The sequence below is a fragment of the Jannaschia sp. 2305UL9-9 genome, assembly GCF_041403465.1.
Lineage (GTDB): Bacteria > Pseudomonadota > Alphaproteobacteria > Rhodobacterales > Rhodobacteraceae > Jannaschia.
Map to the genome: position 1 here is coordinate 620,609 of NZ_JBGEHM010000002.1, position 19,089 is coordinate 639,697.

General features: G+C 64.2%; 26 protein-coding genes. 14 read left to right on the forward strand and 12 right to left on the reverse strand.

Annotation, left to right across the window (positions count from 1 at the left end):
• Positions 1-3 precede the first annotated feature (3 nt).
• The 10 genes from V6N07_RS10895 to V6N07_RS10940 all read right to left on the reverse strand — a co-directional run bounded on the left by V6N07_RS10895 (position 4) and on the right by V6N07_RS10940 (position 9,315).
• The gene (locus V6N07_RS10895) at positions 4-2,970 is read right to left on the reverse strand and encodes a 2-oxoglutarate dehydrogenase E1 component (RefSeq protein WP_371156329.1); all 2,967 of its coding nucleotides are present in this window, start codon (positions 2,968-2,970) and stop codon (positions 4-6) included.
• Positions 2,971-3,011: 41 nt separating this feature from the next.
• Positions 3,012-3,602, reverse strand: coding sequence for a hypothetical protein (locus tag V6N07_RS10900; protein ID WP_371156330.1), 591 nt, complete (start codon positions 3,600-3,602; stop codon positions 3,012-3,014).
• Positions 3,599-4,201, reverse strand: a complete 603-nt coding sequence (locus tag V6N07_RS10905; protein WP_371156331.1) for a hypothetical protein — start codon at positions 4,199-4,201, stop codon at positions 3,599-3,601. The genes V6N07_RS10900 and V6N07_RS10905 overlap by 4 nt, the downstream gene beginning before the upstream one ends.
• A complete protein-coding gene (gene sucD, locus V6N07_RS10910; RefSeq protein ID WP_371156332.1) occupies positions 4,201-5,082 on the reverse strand; it encodes a succinate--CoA ligase subunit alpha in 882 nt (293 codons plus the stop codon). The genes V6N07_RS10905 and sucD overlap by 1 nt, the downstream gene beginning before the upstream one ends.
• A gap of 19 nt (positions 5,083-5,101) precedes the next feature.
• On the reverse strand, positions 5,102-5,683 hold the full coding sequence (locus tag V6N07_RS10915) for a hypothetical protein (protein WP_371156333.1): 582 nt from the start codon (positions 5,681-5,683) through the stop codon (positions 5,102-5,104).
• Complete coding sequence (locus tag V6N07_RS10920; protein WP_371156334.1) at positions 5,680-6,237, reverse strand: succinyl-CoA synthetase subunit beta; 558 nt, start codon at positions 6,235-6,237, stop codon at positions 5,680-5,682. Before V6N07_RS10920 ends, V6N07_RS10915 begins: the two co-directional genes overlap by 4 nt.
• Positions 6,238-6,251: 14 nt before the next feature.
• A complete protein-coding gene (locus V6N07_RS10925) occupies positions 6,252-6,437 on the reverse strand; it encodes a hypothetical protein (protein WP_371156335.1) in 186 nt (61 codons plus the stop codon).
• Positions 6,437-7,630 (reverse strand): ADP-forming succinate--CoA ligase subunit beta, encoded by a 1,194-nt coding sequence (gene sucC / locus V6N07_RS10930; RefSeq protein ID WP_371156336.1) that lies wholly within the window; start codon positions 7,628-7,630, stop codon positions 6,437-6,439. Before sucC ends, V6N07_RS10925 begins: the two co-directional genes overlap by 1 nt.
• A gap of 226 nt (positions 7,631-7,856) precedes the next feature.
• Positions 7,857-8,819, reverse strand: coding sequence for a malate dehydrogenase (mdh, locus tag V6N07_RS10935; RefSeq protein WP_371156337.1), 963 nt, complete (start codon positions 8,817-8,819; stop codon positions 7,857-7,859).
• A 166-nt stretch (positions 8,820-8,985) separates the two neighbouring features.
• Entirely contained in the window at positions 8,986-9,315 is a 330-nt protein-coding gene (locus tag V6N07_RS10940; RefSeq protein WP_371156338.1) for a hypothetical protein, read from the reverse strand.
• A 268-nt stretch (positions 9,316-9,583) separates the two neighbouring features.
• Between V6N07_RS10940 and V6N07_RS10945 the strand changes: the two genes are divergently transcribed.
• From V6N07_RS10945 to V6N07_RS10965, 5 genes are read left to right on the forward strand one after another with little or no spacing between them, the layout of a single operon-like run.
• Positions 9,584-10,450 carry a CoA ester lyase gene (locus tag V6N07_RS10945; RefSeq protein WP_371156339.1) on the forward strand — a complete coding sequence of 289 codons (867 nt, stop codon included), beginning with the start codon at positions 9,584-9,586 and terminating at the stop codon, positions 10,448-10,450.
• Position 10,451: 1 nt separating this feature from the next.
• Positions 10,452-10,994 (forward strand): NnrU family protein, encoded by a 543-nt coding sequence (locus V6N07_RS10950; protein WP_371156340.1) that lies wholly within the window; start codon positions 10,452-10,454, stop codon positions 10,992-10,994.
• Between the two features lie 8 nt (positions 10,995-11,002).
• Entirely contained in the window at positions 11,003-11,209 is a 207-nt protein-coding gene (locus V6N07_RS10955) for a DUF1737 domain-containing protein (RefSeq protein WP_371156341.1), read from the forward strand.
• Positions 11,206-12,231 carry a MaoC family dehydratase gene (locus V6N07_RS10960; RefSeq protein WP_371156342.1) on the forward strand — a complete coding sequence of 342 codons (1,026 nt, stop codon included), beginning with the start codon at positions 11,206-11,208 and terminating at the stop codon, positions 12,229-12,231. Before V6N07_RS10955 ends, V6N07_RS10960 begins: the two co-directional genes overlap by 4 nt.
• A gap of 47 nt (positions 12,232-12,278) precedes the next feature.
• The gene (locus V6N07_RS10965; protein ID WP_371156343.1) at positions 12,279-12,965 is read left to right on the forward strand and encodes a DUF4344 domain-containing metallopeptidase; all 687 of its coding nucleotides are present in this window, start codon (positions 12,279-12,281) and stop codon (positions 12,963-12,965) included.
• 145 nt (positions 12,966-13,110) lie between these two features.
• Here V6N07_RS10965 and V6N07_RS10970 read toward each other — a convergent pair whose 3' ends face one another.
• Both V6N07_RS10970 and V6N07_RS10975 read right to left on the reverse strand, forming a co-directional pair.
• Positions 13,111-13,260 carry a hypothetical protein gene (locus V6N07_RS10970; protein ID WP_371156344.1) on the reverse strand — a complete coding sequence of 50 codons (150 nt, stop codon included), beginning with the start codon at positions 13,258-13,260 and terminating at the stop codon, positions 13,111-13,113.
• A gap of 14 nt (positions 13,261-13,274) precedes the next feature.
• Positions 13,275-13,613, reverse strand: coding sequence for a DUF3140 domain-containing protein (locus tag V6N07_RS10975; RefSeq protein WP_371156345.1), 339 nt, complete (start codon positions 13,611-13,613; stop codon positions 13,275-13,277).
• Positions 13,614-13,833: 220 nt separating this feature from the next.
• Here V6N07_RS10975 and sdhC point away from each other — a divergent pair, with 220 nt between their 5' ends.
• The 9 genes from sdhC to V6N07_RS11020 are packed head-to-tail and all read left to right on the forward strand — an operon-like array spanning position 13,834 to position 19,081.
• Positions 13,834-14,217, forward strand: coding sequence for a succinate dehydrogenase, cytochrome b556 subunit (gene sdhC / locus V6N07_RS10980; RefSeq protein ID WP_371156346.1), 384 nt, complete (start codon positions 13,834-13,836; stop codon positions 14,215-14,217).
• 11 nt (positions 14,218-14,228) lie between these two features.
• Positions 14,229-14,600, forward strand: a complete 372-nt coding sequence (sdhD, locus tag V6N07_RS10985; protein ID WP_371156347.1) for a succinate dehydrogenase, hydrophobic membrane anchor protein — start codon at positions 14,229-14,231, stop codon at positions 14,598-14,600.
• 13 nt (positions 14,601-14,613) lie between these two features.
• Positions 14,614-16,425 carry a succinate dehydrogenase flavoprotein subunit gene (gene sdhA / locus V6N07_RS10990; protein WP_371156348.1) on the forward strand — a complete coding sequence of 604 codons (1,812 nt, stop codon included), beginning with the start codon at positions 14,614-14,616 and terminating at the stop codon, positions 16,423-16,425.
• 18 nt (positions 16,426-16,443) lie between these two features.
• Positions 16,444-16,647, forward strand: a complete 204-nt coding sequence (locus V6N07_RS10995; RefSeq protein ID WP_371156349.1) for a hypothetical protein — start codon at positions 16,444-16,446, stop codon at positions 16,645-16,647.
• The gene (locus V6N07_RS11000; RefSeq protein ID WP_371156350.1) at positions 16,644-16,949 is read left to right on the forward strand and encodes a hypothetical protein; all 306 of its coding nucleotides are present in this window, start codon (positions 16,644-16,646) and stop codon (positions 16,947-16,949) included. The genes V6N07_RS10995 and V6N07_RS11000 overlap by 4 nt, the downstream gene beginning before the upstream one ends.
• Positions 16,946-17,185, forward strand: a complete 240-nt coding sequence (locus V6N07_RS11005) for a hypothetical protein (protein ID WP_371156351.1) — start codon at positions 16,946-16,948, stop codon at positions 17,183-17,185. Before V6N07_RS11000 ends, V6N07_RS11005 begins: the two co-directional genes overlap by 4 nt.
• Positions 17,182-17,982, forward strand: a complete 801-nt coding sequence (locus V6N07_RS11010; RefSeq protein WP_371156352.1) for a sulfotransferase domain-containing protein — start codon at positions 17,182-17,184, stop codon at positions 17,980-17,982. Before V6N07_RS11005 ends, V6N07_RS11010 begins: the two co-directional genes overlap by 4 nt.
• Positions 17,972-18,289, forward strand: coding sequence for a hypothetical protein (locus tag V6N07_RS11015; protein ID WP_371156353.1), 318 nt, complete (start codon positions 17,972-17,974; stop codon positions 18,287-18,289). The genes V6N07_RS11010 and V6N07_RS11015 overlap by 11 nt, the downstream gene beginning before the upstream one ends.
• Positions 18,290-18,301: 12 nt before the next feature.
• The gene (locus V6N07_RS11020) at positions 18,302-19,081 is read left to right on the forward strand and encodes a succinate dehydrogenase iron-sulfur subunit (protein WP_371156354.1); all 780 of its coding nucleotides are present in this window, start codon (positions 18,302-18,304) and stop codon (positions 19,079-19,081) included.
• The last annotated feature ends 8 nt before the right edge of the window (positions 19,082-19,089 follow it).

Sequence of the window (19,089 nt, forward strand, 5' to 3'; positions counted from 1 at the left end):
GGATCAACCCTCCATGCTCAGCGCTTCGTTCACGAGCGCGGCTTGTTGTGCTTTGTGTTGGCTGGCCAGGCCCGTCGCGGGCGAGGCGGAGGCGGTGCGGCCGACGTAACGGGGGCGCGTGTTCGCAGCGCCGATCCGGGTCAGGACCCATTCGATGTTCGGTTCCACGAAGGTCCAGGCCCCCTGGTTCTTCGGCTCTTCCTGACACCAGACGAATTCGGCCTGCTTGAAACGACCCAACTCGTCCACCATCGACTTGGCCGGGAACGGATAGAACTGCTCCAGCCGCAGGATGTAGACATCCGTCAGGCCGCGGGCGTCGCGCTCCTCCAGCAGGTCGTAGTAGACCTTGCCCGAACAGATGACGACGCGCTTGATCTTGTCATCCGCGACCAGCGTCGTGTCCGAATTGCCCTGTTGCGCATCGTCCCACAGCACGCGGTGAAAGCTGCTGCCGGTGGTGAATTCGGCGGCCGTGCTGACGGCCAGCTTGTGGCGCAGCAACGATTTGGGCGTCATCAGGATCAGCGGCTTGCGGAAATCGCGGTGCAGCTGTCGGCGCAGGATGTGGAAGTAGTTCGCGGGCGTGGTGCAGTTCGCGACGATCCAGTTGTCCGACCCGCACTGCTGCAGGAAGCGTTCCAGTCGGGCCGACGAATGCTCCGGCCCCTGACCCTCGAAGCCGTGCGGCAGCAGGCAGACGAGGCCCGACATGCGCAGCCACTTGGATTCACCGGACGAGATGAACTGATCGAACATGATCTGTGCACCGTTGGCGAAATCGCCGAACTGCGCCTCCCACATGGTCAGGGCGTTCGGTTCGGCCAGCGAATAGCCGTATTCGAACCCGAGGACCGCGTATTCCGACAGCGCACTGTCGATCACCTCGTAGGGGGCCTGCCCCTCGCGGATGTGGTTGAGGGGGTAATACCGCTCCTCCGTCTCCTGATTGACGAAGCCGGAATGCCGCTGGCTGAAGGTGCCGCGCGTGCTGTCCTGTCCGGCAAGCCGGACCTTGTAGCCCTCGGTCAGCAGGGAGCCGAAGGCCAATGCCTCTGCCGTGGCCCAGTCGAACCCGGCCTTGCCGTCGAACATCTGGGCCTTTGCATCCAGCAGGCGTCCGATGGTCTTGTGCAGCGGAAAGCCCTCGGGCGCGGAGGTCAGCGCGCGGCCGACCTCGTCGAAGGTATCCTTGGCGATGGCCGTCTCACCACGGGCGTAGTCTTCGGCGTCGCGACGGTCGAGGTGGGACCAGCGGCCATCGAGCCAGTCGGCCTTATTGGGCTTGTAGTCCTTCCCGGCCTCGAACTCCTGCGCCATGCGATCCTGGAACGAGGCCTTCATGTCCTCGATCTCGCCTTCGGGGATCAGGCCATCCTTGACCAGCCGCTCGGTGTACAGGCTGAGCGTCGTCTTGTGCCCCTTGATCCGCTTGTACATCACCGGGTTGGTGAACATGGGCTCATCGCCTTCGTTATGGCCGAACCGGCGGTAGCAGAAGATGTCCAGAACCACGTCGCGCCCGAACTTCTGGCGGAATTCGATGGCAACGCGGGCGGCATGGACCACCGCCTCCGGATCGTCACCGTTGACGTGGAAGATCGGCGCCTCGACCACGAGGGCGTTGTCAGTCGGATAGGGCGAGGAGCGGGAGAAGTGCGGCGCCGTCGTGAAACCGATCTGGTTGTTGACGACGATATGGATCGTGCCGCCGGTGCGGTGCCCGCGCACGCCCGACAGGGCGAAACATTCGGCCACGACACCCTGACCCGCGAAAGCCGCATCGCCATGCAGCAGCAGGCCCGCGACCTTGGTGCGGTTGGTGTCGTTCTTCTGGTCCTGCTTGGCGCGCACCTTGCCCAGCACGACCGGGTTCACCGCCTCCAGGTGCGAGGGGTTGGCCGTCAGCGACAGGTGGACCGAATTGCCGTCGAATTCCCGATCCGACGAGGCGCCGAGGTGGTATTTCACGTCGCCCGAGCCATCGACGTCTTCGGGCTTGAAGCTGCCGCCCTGGAATTCGTTGAAGATCGCCTTGTAGGGCTTGCCCATCACGTTCGCCAGCACGCTCAGCCGGCCGCGGTGGGGCATGCCGATCACGATTTCCTCCAGGCCCAGCTGTCCGCCGCGCTTGATGATCTGCTCCATCGCGGGGATCAGCGCCTCGCCGCCGTCGAGGCCGAAGCGCTTGGTGCCCATGTACTTGACGTGCAAGTATTTCTCGAAGCCCTCGGCCTCGACCAGCTTGTTGAGGATGGCCCGGCGGCCGTTCTGCGTGAACTCGATCTCCTTGCCAAGGCCCTCGATCCGCTCCTTCAGCCAGGAGGATTGCTCCGGGTCCGAGATGTGCATGTACTGAAGCGCGAAGGTGCCGCAGTAGGTCCGCTTCACGATATCGAGGATCTGCCGCATCGACGCGATTTCGAGACCCAGAACGTTGTCGATGAAGATCGGACGATCCATGTCGGCGGGCTTGAACCCGTAGGAGGCGGGGTCGAGCTCCGGATGGGGGGTCTCGGCGCGCATGCCGAGCGGGTCGAGATCGGCGGCGAGGTGGCCGCGGATCCGGTAGGCGCGGATCAGCATCAGGGCGCGGATGCTGTCGAGGACGGCGCGCTTGATCTGATCGTCGTTCGGGGCCGGCGCACCGACCGCAGCGGCCTTGTCCTTGATCTTCTGGCCCGCCGCCTTGGCCTCCTTGGGATCGGGGGCCCATTCCCCGGTCAGCGCCGCCGTCAGGTCGTCGCTCGGCATCGGGGGCCAGTCGCCGCGCGACCAGGAGGGGCCCGCCGCCTCGGCCTGTGCCGTCGCGCCATCATCCGCCAGTGCCTTGAAGAAGTGCTGCCAGCTTTCGTCCACGGCGCCGGGATCGGTCGCATAACGCGCATACATCTGCTCGAGGTATTCGGCGTTGTGCCCCTGCAGGAAGGACGTGGAGTGAAAGACGTCGTTGTCGGATTGGTCGGTCATGGAGTTCCTCCGGGTGGGCGTGGCGGGCGGCAGGCGGCGGGTCAGTCGGCAGTTGCCGGGAAATCGAAGCGGGTGGCGAGGCCGGCAGGTGCGGTGCTGGCCGTTGTAGGATCGGGTCGGACGAAGGTGATTTCAAACGTCTGACCCAGATCGGTGTTCCTTTGTGTCACGCTGAAGGACTGGGTCGTCCCTTCCGTCAGCTTTCCTTGCGCGCTCGCCGCGTCGAACCCGGCGGTCAGCGTGGCAGGGTCGGGCACGGTCAGATAGCATCGGATCGTGACGCGGGCGGAATCGTCATCGGCGACGACCCCGGCCATCATCAGGGTCTGGCCGCCGCCCTCGAAGATCATCGCTTCCTCGCCCCGATCCCGCCAGATGGCGCGCGACCGGGCGTCGATATCCTCCGGGGCCGTCCCCTCCGGGACTGACAGCGCGCCGAAGGCATCGGCCAATCGATCGATCTGTGTCGCGCGGCTGAGCGCAGGGATGAAAGCCCAGCCCAACGCCTCGAGGTCTGCGCGGTAGCGGTCGGCATCGAAATGCGTCGCAAGGCAGGGGGCCATCGGCTGCGGCAGGCCTTGGGCGGACACGGATCCCGCCAAGGCGATCAGGATGGCAGCGACGCGGATCATAGCGCAGGCACCCCCGCGAAACGGATCAGGCTATGCCCGACCAGCAGCGGGCCCCCGACCGGGGCGTCGTCGATAGAGGCGTCGATGCCGTCAAGGTTCAGAACGATGGTCTGCACCGTGCCATCGGGCACTGCCTGCACGGCACCAGCATCCATCAGGTCCGCCGACGCGGGGTATTCGGGTGAAAGGCGCACGGCGCGGCATTGTATTTCCAGCGTCTCCGGAGTCGCGACGCGCCAGAACACGGCAAGCGCACCGCCGTCCTGTTGCAACAGACGCGCCTTGCTGCCGGGGATATCGCGTTTGCGTGCAAGGGCGTCGACCGTGCCAAGCTGCAACGACAGCAACCGCTGCACGTCTTCGCCGCCCGTATCGCCGATGAGGTAGTCGGAGACATAGGACCAGACCAACAAGTCCCGTACCTCCGGCGTCAGCGTTCCATCGGGAACGGCAATCCACCCGTCCCTTTCCAATCCCGACAAGGTCATGTCGAGGTCGGTTGCAGGGGTCAGACAAGCAGGCGGCACGTCGCCCACGGCAAAGGCCCCGCCCGTCAGGGCGAGGCCAAACACCGCGGCCAGAGATGCCGCACGCCACATCAGCCGATGGCTTCTTTCACGGCTTCGCCCAGCGTTGCAGGGCTGTCGGCCACGACGATACCAGCGGACTTCATCGCTTCGATCTTGCTTTCCGCGTCGCCCTTGCCACCGGCGACGATCGCACCGGCGTGCCCCATGCGACGGCCCGGAGGGGCGGTGCGTCCGGCGATGAAACCAGCGGTCGGCTTCCAGCGGCCAGCGCGCTTTTCGTCGGCGAGGAACTGCGCGGCCTCTTCCTCGGCGGAACCGCCGATCTCACCGATCATGATGATCGACTGCGTTTCCGGATCGGCGAGGAACAGCTCCAGCACGTCGATATGCTCGGTGCCCTTGATCGGGTCGCCCCCGATGCCGACGGCGGTGGACTGCCCGAGGCCCATGTCGGTCGTCTGCTTGACGGCCTCGTAGGTCAGGGTGCCCGACCGCGACACGACCCCGACGGAGCCGCGCTTGTGGATGTGACCGGGCATGATGCCGATCTTGCAGGCGTCGGGCGTGATGACACCGGGGCAGTTCGGGCCGATCAGGCGCGTCTTGGACCCGTCGAGGGCGCGCTTGACCTTCATCATGTCCAGCACCGGAATGCCCTCGGTGATGCAGATCACCAATTCGATCTCGGCGTCGATCGCCTCGAGGATGGAATCGGCCGCGAAGGGGGGCGGGACGTAGATGACGGAGGCATTCGCGCCGGTCTTCTCCACGGCTTCGTGGCAGCTGTCGAAGACCGGCAGGTCGAGGTGCGACATGCCGCCCTTGCCCGGCGTCACGCCGCCAACCATCTGCGTGCCGTAGGCGATCGCCTGCTCCGAGTGGAAGGTGCCTTGCGAGCCGGTGAAGCCCTGGCAGATGACCTTGGTGTCTTTGTCGATGAGAATGGCCATGTCGTCTCCGGTTCGTCGTTTATCTGTGAAGGATGAGGATGACAGGGTGGACGAAGGTTTCGCCCTCACCCGTGTTGGGGTTCGTGATAGTGGTTTCGGCAATGGGCAGGGTCACGGCCACATCATCGAAGAACAGGCCGACACCGCCCGACGCATTGGTGCCTGCGCCGACCGGCGCGCGCGTCAGCTCGCTGCCGTCCACGAGGCGGGGGGCGAGGATCTCACCCACCAGCCGGTTCGCGGTGCGCAGCCCCACGGCAGGAGAGCCGACGGAGCAGCCGATGCCCCGATAGGTGACGCGCGCACCCGACGGCGTATCGACCGATTGATCCGGCGCGGGACCGATCCGCAGGAAGGTCAGCGTGCCCGGATTGACGTAGACCGTGCTGGCGCCATCGCGTTCGCGCACGGGGAAGTTCAGTGCGCGGGCGGCGCGATCCTGCGCCCCGCGCGTCGTGTTGTTGAGGCAGACCGCCTCGGCGGTGAAGCCCATCCGCTGAACCGCGATATCCTCGAACCCGGCCGAGGTCTGCAGCGGCGCATCGCTGACGCAGGCGGTCAGGGCCATGGCCGAGGCCAGGAGGGTGGCGAGGCGGATCACTGCGCGGCCTCGGCGCTGGCATCCGGTGTCAGGCGTTCGACCGAAAGGAAAGTCTCGATGCCATTGGGGCCGGGGCGTGTCCCGGTATGAACCACGGCAATCCGGTTCGGGTTCAGGTAACGCGCGGCAAGCAGGCTCGTGCCTGGAATGCGCGCATCGGTATGGGTTGCAGGCAAGGGCGCATCGGTGCGGATCCCCTCGGCGGTCAGGCCCGCTGCCGCGACCTCGGCGGCCTCATCCCCGGCATCCCCGTCGAAGGATACCTCGCACCGGCGATCCGTGCCCGGTGTCACCACGGTCCTTGCCGGGGATCGGGGAACGTCCGAGAAAGGCATAAGGTCGTAGAAATCATGGCGCGCACCGCTGGGTGACAGCCGGGCCTTTGCCGTTTCCGCGGTGAGCAGGGGGCTGAAACAGGTCTGGGCAAAAGCCGACAGCATGGCCGTCCGCTGGGGCGTCGCATCTGCGTGGCCCGGCAGGACGACCAATAGGCCGCCCACCAAAGCGGCCGCACAGCGTTGCGCGGCGGCCTTGGCGTCTGAGCGAACTGTCACCCGAAGGCCCATACCTAGTTCCGTTCATCCAGCGTTTCACGGTCCGCCCCATAGGGCGCACCGCTCGGCGCATATTGTGCCGTCCACTGACCGTCCGAGATGTTGCGCGGCGCGGTTCCGGCATTGTGCATGTTGCACGCAGACAGGGTCGTGACGGCAAGCAGGCCCGCCGTCACGGTCAGGATACGGGCGCGGGGCATCAGCCCTTGACCGCTTGCACGATCTTCTGTGCACCATCCTTCAGGTCGTCGGCGGCAATGACGTCGAGGCCCGAATTGTTGATGATGTCCTTGCCCTGCTGCACGTTCGTACCCTCGAGGCGCACGACCAGCGGGACCTGAAGGCCGACTTCCTTGACTGCGGCGACCACGCCCTCGGCAATGACGTCACAACGCATGATGCCGCCGAAGATGTTCACGAGGATACCTTTGACCTGCGGGTCCGAGGTGATGATCTTGAACGCTTCCGTCACCTTTTCCTTGGTCGCACCGCCGCCCACGTCGAGGAAGTTGGCAGGCTCGGCCCCATAAAGCTTGATGATGTCCATCGTCGCCATGGCAAGGCCCGCGCCGTTGACCATGCAGCCGATCTCGCCGTCCAGCGCGATGTAGTTCAGGTCGTACTTGGACGCGGCGAGTTCCTTGGGGTCTTCCTCCGTCTCGTCGCGCAGTTCGGCCACATCCTTGTGGCGGTAGACGGCGTTGCCGTCGAAGCTGACCTTCGCGTCGAGGACTTTGAGATCACCGGCGTCCGTGACGATCAGCGGATTGATCTCCAGCATCTCCATGTCCTTCTCCTCGAAGGCCTTGTAGAGCTGTCCCATCAGCTTGACGCACTGCTTGACCTGCGCGCCTTCCAGGCCCAGCGTGAATGCCACGCGGCGGCCGTGGTATGCTTGATATCCCGTGGCCGGATCGACCGAGAAGTTGACGATCTTCTCGGGGGTGGAGGCGGCGACCTCCTCGATGTCCATGCCACCTTCGGTGGAGACGACGAAGCCGATGCGGCTGGTCTGGCGGTCCACCAGAAGCGCGAGATAGAGTTCGCGCGCAATACCCGAACCGTCTTCGATGTAGACGCGATTGACCTGCTTGCCTGCCGGGCCGGTCTGATGCGTCACGAGCGTGTTGCCCAGCATCTTCTTGGCTTCCTCGGCGGCTTCCTCGACCGATTTGGTCAGGCGCACACCGCCCTTTTCGCCGGCCTCTTCCTCCTTGAAGGAGCCCTTGCCGCGGCCACCCGCATGGATCTGGGCCTTGACGACCCAAAGGGGGCCATCGAGCTGTCCGGCGGCGTTCTTGGCGTCCGCGGCCTTGGTGACGGGCACGCCGTCGCTGACCGGCGCACCGTAGTCGCGCAGAAGGGCTTTGGCCTGATACTCGTGGATGTTCATAGGTCGCGTCCCCGCTGGTCACATGATGGGTCGCCCTTGGCACTGACATGCCGGGCGGTCTCATGGGAACAGAAAACAACGGGATTCGACCCATTCAGGCGGGAAATCGCCTAACCGTGATCACAGGCTTGCTGAGTGTGATCACATATTCGCGGCCGTGCCGACCGCCAATGAAAAAGGGCCCTGCCAAACGGCAGAGCCCCATTCTGTCCAGCGATCCGTCCGCTCAGGAAAGCGAGCTGTCGATTCCCTTGCAGGCCTCCACGAGACCTTTGACGGCATCAACCGACTTGTCGAACATCGCCTGTTCGTCGCGGTTCAGCTTGATGTCGACCACGCGCTCGATCCCGCCGGCACCGATGATCGTCGGAACGCCGACATACATCCCGTTCAGGCCGAGTGCCCCGTCAACCCATGCAGCCGCCGGCAGCATGCGCTTCTGATCTTTCAGATAGGCTTCGGCCATTTCGATCGCGGATGCGGCGGGCGCGTAGAATGCCGAGCCGGTCTTGAGCAGGCCGACGATCTCGGCACCGCCGTCGCGGGTCCGCTGCACGATCGCGTCGAGGTTCTCCTGGCTGGTCCAGCCCATGTCCACGAGGTCGGGCAGGGGAATGCCGCCCACCGTGGAGTAACGCACCAGCGGCACCATCGTGTCGCCATGGCCGCCCAGCACGAAAGCCGTCACGTCCCGCATCGAAACGTTGAATTCCTCGGCAAGGAAGTGGCGGAAGCGGCCGGAGTCGAGCACACCGGCCATGCCCACGACCTTTTCATGCGGCAGGCCACTGAATTCGCGCAGGGCCCAGACCATCGCGTCGAGCGGGTTGGTGATGCATATGACGAAGGCATCGGGGGCATTGTCGCGGATCCCCTCGCCGACGGACTTCATGACCTTCAGGTTGATGCCCAGAAGGTCGTCGCGGGACATGCCCGGCTTGCGGGGGACGCCGGCGGTGACGATGCAGACGTCGGCGCCGGCGATGTCGGCATAATCGTTCGTGCCTTTCAGCGCGACATCGAAGGGGGCAACCGGTCCGCTTTCGGCCAGGTCCAAGGCCTTGCCCTGTGGCGTGCCCTCACTGATGTCAAAGAGGACGATGTCCCCCAGTTCCTTGATCGCAGCGAGGTGGGCGAGCGTGCCGCCGATCTGTCCTGCGCCGATGAGGGCGATCTTGGGTCTGGCCATGTCGTGTCTCCGGTATGTCCATTCGTACGTACGGGCATGGGCTACTCCCAACGGTATGGGGCGCGCAAGGGGACAGCGATGGCGGGGGACAGCCACCTGTCCCCCGCAAAACCGGCGGGGCAGGCCGCCCCCGTGTGTCATCACATTGCCGGAGAGGACGTCGATGTCAGGTGTCGGCGTCTGCCAGATGGCTCAGGTCGTCCATGCGATCCTCCCATGCCTGTCCGGATGCGACGAGGCATGTGCGCCCGTCCGGCAAGGTGACCGTGATTGTCCATGTGCCGGTCGTGTCGGACGCGAAAACCTCCATCACGCCGGTCTGCCGTGCCAACCCGATTCCGCGGCGCGTTTCCCCGAAATGAGAAGACAGGCGTTCGATGACGGCACCACGCGCACCGCAGTTCTGTCCGCGTGCCGCCGCCGGCAGCGAGGCCAGAAGCAGGGCGAAGGACACGAGTGCAAAGAGGGAGCAATTCAGTTTCTGGGTCTTTGTCATGGCACGTTCCTTTCAGGGTGGTCAGGACGACCCGGAACGCGTGGATGTGGCGTCGGGCCAAATCCTCGGGGTGGGGTCCGGACTGTGCCGGGATCGAATTGAATGCGACTAGAATGCCGAAGGAATCCCAAGAAACGGTTAACGCGATCGGACGTCCGTCATGCCGCAAGGCAGAATGCCTGCCCGCAACATTAAAACCCGATTGCGGTAACAGTCTTGCGGTTCGTTGCGCGACCTGTTCCAACGATGCAAACGACCGGAGAGCCTCATGACCGCCGCCGACCGACCCTATCGATCCGTCCTCTATATTCCCGGCTCACGCGAGCGTGCCTTGGAAAAAGCGCGCGGCCTGCCTGTCGATGCGATCATCTTCGACCTCGAGGATGCGGTCGCACCCGATGAAAAAGCCAACGCTCGCAAGACCCTGTCCGATGCGCTGGCACATGGTGGCTATGGCGCGCGGGCGCGGATCGTGCGGGTAAACGGCGCCGATACCCCTTGGGGGGCTGATGACCTCGCCGCAATCTCGACCACCGATGCGGATGCGATTCTGCTCCCCAAGGTCAACAGCCCGGCCGACGTCGCGGAGGTTGCGGATATGCTGGATGTCGCGGGCAGCAGGGCCGCGATCTGGGCGATGATGGAAACGCCCGAAGGCATCCTGAACGCAGCCGCCATTGCACAGGCACCCCGTATGGGGGGATTCGTGATGGGGACCAACGATCTTGCCAAGGATCTGGGGTGCCGCAACCGTGCGGACCGCTTGCCGATGATGTTTGCGCTGCAGGCATGCCTGCTTGCCGCGCGGGCCCATGGGATTCCGTGTATCGACGGTGTCTACAACGCTTTCAAGGACGAGGCGGGGCTGACCGCGGAGTGTGAGCAGGGCCGCGACCTTGGCATGGACGGCAAGACACTGATCCATCCCGCACAGGTCGCCATCGCCAATACCGTCTTTGCCCCGACCGAGGAGGACGCCGATCTTGCCCGTCGACAGATCGAGGCGTTCGACGCGGCAAAGGCCAACGGGCAAGGCGTCGCCGTTCTGGACGGGCGCATCGTCGAAAACCTGCATGTGGACACGGCCCGCAAAACGCTGGCAAAGCTGGAGGCGATCGCCACGTTGGAGGGCTGACATGCTTGGAATCATTGCAGGCCTCGCCCTCTGGAGCGGGGCGCATTTCTTCAAACGGCTGGCGCCCGCGCGGCGGGCCGGTCTGGGCGACAAGGGGCGGGGCCTCGTCGCGGTCGTATCCGTGCTGGGAATCGTTCTGATGGTACTCGGATATCGCGCCAGCGCGTTCATTCCGGTCTGGCACCCGCCCGCCGCCTTTACCGGGATCAACAACCTTCTGATGCTGGCGGTATTCTACCTGTTCGGCGTCGGGGCGGCCAAGGGTGCGTTGTCCGCGCGGTTGCGGCATCCCCAGTTGACCGCGGTGATCCTGTGGGCCGTGGCGCACCTGCTTGTGAATGGCGATCTGGCAGCCATCCTGCTGTTCGGTGGAATGCTTGCGTGGGCCGTGATGCAGATCGCGATCATCAACCGCAGCCAGCCATGGGACCGACCGTCCGAAGTATCGCTGCGCGGTGACTTGAAGGCCGGCGTGATAGGCGTCGTGTTGATGGCGCTCGTGGCCGGGGTCCATGCGTGGCTCGGCGTGAACCCGTTTGGATGAGGAACAGGATGACGACATTGTACCGCTTGCTGACTGCCGAGGATACATCAGCCTTCTGTCACAAGGTGACGGCTGCACTGGATCAGGGATGGGTTCTCTATGGTGATCCCAGCTATGCACATGATCCGGTGGCCGGTGTCATGCGCTGCGCTCAGGCCGTTACAAAGCAGACGGATGCCCCGTACGACCCGGACATGAGGTTGGGACAACAATGACCAAGACCAATCCGGGCCGCTTCTTCGAAGATTACCGTGTCGGGGAAACCATCCGTCACGCCGTTCCGCGCACCGTCGCCGAGGGCGAGCGCGCGCTGTATCATGCGCTCTACCCACAGCGGTTCGCCCTGCATTCCTCAGATGCTTTCGCGATCGATTGCGGGTTGGACGGGGCGCCCCTCGACGATCTGATCGTGTTCCACACGGTATTCGGCAAGACGGTGCCGGACATTTCCCTGAATGCCATCGCGAATCTGGGCTACGCGGAAGGCCGGTTCCTGAAGCCGGTCTATCCGGGCGACACGTTGCGCGCCGAATCCGAGGTCATCGGCCTCAAGCAGAATTCGAACGGCAGAAGCGGTGTGGTCTGGGTGCGCACGACGGGCTTTGACCAGAACGAAGACGCCGTGTTGTCCTACGTCCGCTGGGTCATGGTGCGCAAAGGCGATGTCGATGCGCCGGCGCCCGATACGGTCATTCCCGATTTGGAAGAGGTTCTGGAACCGGAGGCCTTGTCGGTCCCGGCCGATCTGACGTTCGCGCATTACGATTTCACCCTGTCGGGAGAACGGCATCGCGCCTCCGACTATGCGATCGGCGAGGTGATCGACCACATCGATGGGACGACCATCGAGGAGGCCGAACACATGCTTGCCACGCGGCTGTGGCAGAACACCGCGAAGGTACATTTCGACGCAACGCACCGCCCCGACGGCAGGCGGCTGATCTATGGCGGGCACATCATCAGCCTGGCGCGTGCGCTGTCGTTCAACGGTCTGGCCAATGCGCAGATCATCGCAGGCATCAATGGCGGGGTACACGCCAATCCCTGCTTTGCCGGCGATACGGTCCGGGCCTGGTCCGAAGTCCTCGACAGCACGCCGGTGGCCGATGGCATCTGCGCGCTGCGGTTGCGCCTCGTGGCCACGCGCGGGGCCGCCGGGGCCTTGCGGGGCGATGACGGGAAATACCTTTCGGATGTCCTGCTCGATCTGGACTACTGGGCCTTGATGCCGGCCTAGGGCAAGGCGTGTCTTGCGTTGCGGGCAGGGGGCTGCAACATCGCGGCATGCTGCGATTGATTGCCCTCTTGATCCTTTCTGCCGGTCCGGCCAGCGCGGAATATGTACACAACAATCTGCGGATGACCCTCTATCATGAGGTCGCGCATGCGGTGATCGATCAGCATGATGTCGCTCAGTTCGGTCCCGAGGAGACGGCAGCCGATACCTTTGCCCTCGTCCTCGCGGATCGGTTGCACACGGAAGCGGACATGCGGGCCCTGATCACCGATGCGACCAAGATGGCGCGGTCCGACGCCCGCAGCAGTTTCTTCGACGCATGGTCCGAATACATGCCGGCGGATCAGCGGATCGCCTATGCAATCTGTATATATTACGGCCTGAACCCTGAAATGCGTCGCTCGACGGCGCTTGCGCTGGGGATGCCGCTGGCAAGTTTGCGGTCTTGTACCGACCGTGGGGCCAGCGTGCGGGCCGCATGGTCGCCGCTGCTCAATTCCATCGCGCCGGTTGCTCCACAGTCCAGCCTCAAGCCCGCCACCGTCGGAAAGGCACTGCGCCTGCTGGGTCGGGACATAGATCGCGTCAACGCACACATCTTCCTGCCACGCCCGATCCCGGTGTCATCCGAGTCCTGTGGTGAGGAGAACGCCTTCTACTTTCACTGGGATGAGCGGATCGTGTTCTGCACGGAAATGGTCGATGCCCTGCTGTCTCAGGTGCGCGGTCGATAGTCGGGGCTTTCCCGGCCGCGCACGAGCGAAGCGAACGACGCACCGTAGCGGTCGGCCCGAAACGTCGTGCGGCGCGGCCTGATTGATTGGATCATCAAGCCCGCATCCAACTTGAACGGCGCGCCAATCGATCCGGGATGGGCGTTCAGCCATCGAGAACGCCCTCCCGGTCGAAAAACCTGTGCGGGGGTTCCGCCTTTGAAGTATCCGGCAACCCCGCCTTCGTATGGTGCTGCGCCAACCGGCGCCACAGCATGTCCGTGTCGGTAATCTCAAGACATGCCGCGTCTTTCATGGGCCACATGGCGATCACTCCGCCATCGGGTCATGGCCCCAGTTCATCAGCGAATACCGCCATGCGGAATGCTCCATATCCTCATCCGGTCCGCCCTGTGACAGGTGCCGTTTGATATATCCCACGACGCGGGCCATGTGGTCCCAGTCGTCATCGGAAAGGTCATCCTTGTTCGTTCGCTTGATCTCGACGATGCGGACACCGGATTTGTGGCCTTTGGATTCTCCGTCGCCGCTGTCTGCTCCGACGGATTTGCTCTCGTCGGTCTCCAGCCAGTCTTCCAGCTTCTTTGGCGCCATGTTCACCAGGTCGCGCCATTCGTCCCAGATCTCGTCTCTCGACTTGCTCGACATCGTCTGTCCTTCCATTGATGATGAACCTGTAACGCCACAGGCAAGATGGCGTTCCATGTGATCACACATCTGGCTGCAGTGATCACAAATATCGCTCCTTGGGCGATTTAACGTGCTGCGACCCTCCGCCCTCGTGACATGCGGTGCGAAATGCGTAGGTGTACGCATCAGCAAGGCCGCCAGACCGGGCGGTACAGCGACCACAAAGGAGGAGCGTCGAATGGCCGACGTGAACCGGGGCAACCGCCCCCTGAGCCCGCACCTGCAGGTCTATCGTCCCCAGCTGACGTCCATGACGTCCATTCTGGTTCGCATCTCGGGCAATGCCCTCGTGGTCGCGGGCCTCATGATCACATGGTGGTTCGTCGCCGCTGCCGCCGGGCCGGATGCCTTTGCGACGGCCAACGCGGTCCTGACCTCCTGGTTCGGCAAGCTGGTGTTCCTGGGGTCCATCTGGGCAATCTGGTATCATCTGCTTGGCGGGCTGCGGCATCTTGTCTGGGATCAGGGGTATTTTCTGGATGTCGCGACATCCGAAAAGCTGGGCCAGGGCATGATTGCCGGGTCGGTCGTCCTGACCATCCTCACCGTCATCATTCTGTAAGGGGCGCGACAATGGCATATCTGACCGACCGCAAACGCGTTGCTGGCCTCGGGGCCGCCGGATCCGGCACGACGCACCACTGGCATCAGACGTTGCTCAGCACGGCGCTGCTGATCCTCGTCCCGCTGTTCCTGTTCACGTTCGGTGCCGTCCTCGGCGCGCCATACGAAGAGATCGTCGCCTACTATTCCCGTCCCTGGCCTGCGCTGATCGCAATCCTGACGCTGGTGGTGGGCTGGGTCCATTTCGCCAAGGGTGTGCAGGTCCTGATCGAGGACTATGTGCACGGCACCGCACGCAAGGTCGCCATCATCGCGACCACATGTCTCAGCTACGCCGCGGCGCTGGCAGGCGTTTACGCCCTGGCCCGCCTGGCGCTGTAAGGAGTTTCGACCAATGGCAGCTTACGAATACGAGACCCATGAATACGACGTCGTGGTGGTGGGTGCCGGTGGCGCCGGTCTGCGCGCGACGCTCGGCATGGCTGAACAGGGTCTGCGCACCGCTTGCGTGACCAAGGTGTTCCCGACCCGCTCCCACACCGTGGCCGCTCAGGGTGGCATCGCGGCCAGCCTCGGCAACATGGGGCCCGACAGCTGGCAGTGGCACATGTATGACACCGTCAAGGGGTCCGACTGGCTGGGCGACACCGACGCCATGGAGTACCTCGCGCGCGAGGCGCCCAAGGCCGTCTACGAGCTGGAGCATTACGGCGTTCCCTTTTCCCGCACGGAAGAAGGCAAGATCTATCAGCGGCCCTTCGGCGGCCACACCACCGAATACGGTGAAGGCCCCCCGGTGCAGCGCACCTGCGCCGCCGCCGACCGGACGGGCCACGCCATCCTGCATACGCTCTATGGTCAGAGCCTGAAGCAGAAGGCCGAGTTCTTCATCGAGTATTTCGCCATCGACCTGATCATGTCCGAGGACGGCCAGTGCCAGGGTGTGCTCTGCTGGAAGCTGGACGACGGCACGCTGCACCTGTTCTCGGCCAAGATGACGGTTCTGGCGACGGGTGGCTATGGCCGCGCCTACTTTAGCGCCACCTCCGCCCACACCTGCACCGGCGATGGCGGCGGCATGGTGGCCCGCGCGGGCCTGCCGCTTCAGGATATGGAGTTCGTGCAGTTCCACCCCACCGGCATCTACGGTGCCGGTTGCCTCATCACCGAAGGCGCGCGGGGCGAAGGCGGATACCTCACCAACTCCGAAGGCGAGCGGTTCATGGAGCGCTATGCGCCCACCTACAAGGACCTGGCGTCGCGCGACGTGGTCAGCCGCTGCATGACGATGGAGATCCGTGAAGGTCGCGGCGTCGGCAAGAACGGTGATCACATCCACCTGAACCTGTCGCACCTGCCGGCCGAGACGCTGGCCCTGCGCCTGCCGGGTATCAGCGAATCGGCCCGCATCTTCGCCGGTGCCGACCTGACCAAGGAGCCGATCCCGGTTCTGCCCACCGTCCACTACAACATGGGCGGTATCCCGACGAACTACTGGGGTGAGGTGCTGGCCCCGTCGGAAGGGCATGAGGACCGCGTGGCCCCGGGCCTGATGGCGGTGGGCGAGGCGGGCTGTGCCTCGGTTCACGGGGCGAACCGTCTCGGCTCCAACTCGCTCATCGACCTCGTGGTGTTCGGTCGCGCCGCCGCCATCCGCGCCGGTGAGATCGTCGACCCCACGACGCCGGTGCCTGCACCGAACATGCGGTCGGTCGAAATGGCACTCGCGCGCTTCGACGGTCTGCGCCACGCACGCGGTCAGGTCGCCACCGCCGAACTGCGCCTCGAGATGCAGAAGACGATGCAGGACGATGCAGCCGTCTTCCGCACCAGCGAGACGCTGGCCCAAGGCAAGGACAAGATGGAGAACATCGCCGGCAAGCTGTCCGATGTCGCCGTCACCGACAACACCCTGATCTGGAACTCCGACCTGATGGAGACGCTGGAACTGGCCAACCTGATGCCCAACGCCGTGGCCACCGTCGTCGCTGCCGAGGCGCGCAAGGAAAGCCGCGGCGCCCACGCGCACGAGGACTTCCCCGATCGCGATGACGTCAACTGGCGCAAGCATTCGCTGACGTGGTTCAAGGGCGAGGAGCAGAAGGCGTCCCTCGGGTATCGCGGAGTGCACATGAACCCGCTGACGTCCCACAACGAGGGCGGCATCGACCTCAAGAAGATCGCGCCCAAGGCGCGCGTCTACTGAGGCTGCGTGACGCGGGACATGCGCCATAGCCTTACACCATGCGGGGCCGTCGTCGCGGCGGCCCTGCTTTCGGCCTGTATGCCTACGGGGCCCGAGGCCCGGCGCGCGTCCTACCTCGAATGTGCCCGCGATCAGGGGTTGACGGTGGTCGATGGCACCATCCGCACGACATCGCAGGCCGATCTTGCCCGGCTCGATGCCTGTCAGGCGATCCCGCGATGATCCGCATGTTCGTCGCGTTCCTTCCGCTTCTGGCAACCGCCGCTTGTGCGCCACCGCCGGTCTCTGCCGAACGGGCCGCCCGGCTTTGCCAGAACGAGGCAGAGCAATCGGACGGTATATCGGGCCGCGTCGGTGTCGGGATCGGCACCGGCGGCCCATCCGCGCGTGCCGGAATCACGATCACCGATGCGATCTTCAACCCGCGCACGCGGGATGAGGCGCTGGCCAATTGTATCCAACGACGCACGACCGGGGGGCGCACCCCGACAACCGTGGGCATCACACTGGGCGGGCGCACATGACGCGCGGCCTGATCGCTCTGCCCTTTGTCCTTTCGGCCTGCGTCGGCGGTGGTGTGGGGGGCAACACGCCATCTGCTGCTGATTTCGTCGGCACGGAGGTGGAGGTCACGCCCGGCCTTGCCTCCTGCGTGACGGCCATCGGGCGGCCCGACCTCGCGCGTGATCCGTCCGGCGACATGTCCAACGACGAGATCGAGGCCCTATTGGCCTGTACGGCCGAACGGGCATCGCAATGACATCCCTTGTTGCCCCACGCGTGTTCTGCATCGGGACGCACCACAAGACGGGCACCCTCTGGATGCGGGCGGTGTTCCGCAAGCTTGCCGCATGGATGCAGGTGCCGGAACGCGTGGTCTATCCGTCCGTGACGGGCAAGGTCATACCCGATGACGATCGGATCTTTCTGTTTTCCTGGTCGTCGACGTTCCGTCCTGCCATCCTCGATCTGCCGGAGGTGCGCATTCTGCACGTGATCCGCGATCCGCGGGATGTGCTGCTGTCCGGCTATCGCTATCACCAGCATGCCCCCCGCAAGGGAGAGGATTTCCTGCATGAGCCACGCGAGGATCTGGACGGGTTGACCTATCAGCAGCATCTGAACGCCTTGCCGACCGAGGCCGAAAAGATGCTGTTCGAGATGCGCGAAAAGCACGCGCAGACATTGGGCGAAATGCTTGGCTGGAACTACGACCGGCCGAACGGGATCGAAGTGCGCTACGAGGATCTGATCGCCGATACGTCCTGCGTGGCGTTTCGGGAACATCTGCGCAACCTCGGCCTCACGGAAGCCGAGGTCGGCAAGGGTGTGGAAATCTTCTGGGGCAATGCCCTGTTCGGTGGTCTTGCCCGACCCGAGGATCGCGTCGAACGGGTGGCCCGGCACGTAGCCTCCGGGGCCGCACGACAGTGGAGAGACCGGATGCCCCGCGCCATTGCCGAAGCCTACGCCGAGGCGCATGGCGCCGATCTCGTTCGGCTGGGATATGAGACGCATCCCACCAATTGGGTGGAGGAGGTGCGCCATGCGGCTTGAATGGCTGATTCTTCCGCTGGGGATTGCCGCCTGCAACAGTGGCGTGGGCACCGACCTGACGCGCGCGGCCGCGAAGTCGATCGTCAATCCGATCGTGGCCGAACGGTTCCCGGGTATCCCGCTGGAACCCGCGACGGACTGCGTCATCGACAACGCCAACAGCGCCGAGATAGTCACCTTGGCCACAGCAGCCGCGACCAATGACCAAACCGCGGCCACGCAAGTGGTGATCGATGTTGCCGGCCGCCCTGAAACAATCCGATGTTTTGCCGAGGACGCGTTGCCCGGCATTCTGACCACCCTCTAGGAGGAACGACCCATGGTTCAATTTACGCTGCCCAAGAACTCCAAGATCACGACGGGCAAGACATGGCCCAAGCCCGAGGGTGCGAACAACCTGCGCAAGTTCCAGATCTATCGCTGGAACCCCGAGGACGGGAAAAATCCGCACGTCGATACCTATTGGGTCGACCTCGACACCTGTGGCCCGATGATTCTGGACGCGCTGATCAAGATCAAGAACGAGATCGATCCCACGCTGACCTTCCGCCGGTCCTGCCGGGAAGGCATCTGCGGCAGCTGCGCGATGAACATCGACGGTGTGAATACCCTCGCCTGCACATGGGGCATCGACGAGGTGAAGGGTGACATCAAGATCTATCCCCTGCCGCACATGCCGGTCATCAAGGACCTGATCCCGGACCTGACGCATTTCTACGCCCAGCACGCATCGGTCATGCCGTGGCTGGAAACGAAGTCGAATACCCCGGCCAAGGAATGGCGCCAGTCCATCGAAGATCGTGAGAAGCTGGATGGCCTTTACGAGTGCATCATGTGCGCGTCCTGTTCGACCGCCTGCCCGTCCTACTGGTGGAACGGCGATCGCTACCTCGGGCCGGCGGCACTGCTGCATGCGTATCGCTGGATCATCGATTCCCGCGATGAGGCAACCGGAGAGCGGCTCGACGATCTGGAGGATCCGTTCAAGCTGTATCGATGCCACACGATCATGAACTGCGCCAAGACATGTCCGAAGGGGTTGAACCCGGCCAAGGCAATCGCATCCATCAAGAAGATGATGGTCGAACGCCAAGTCTAAGGGGGTGC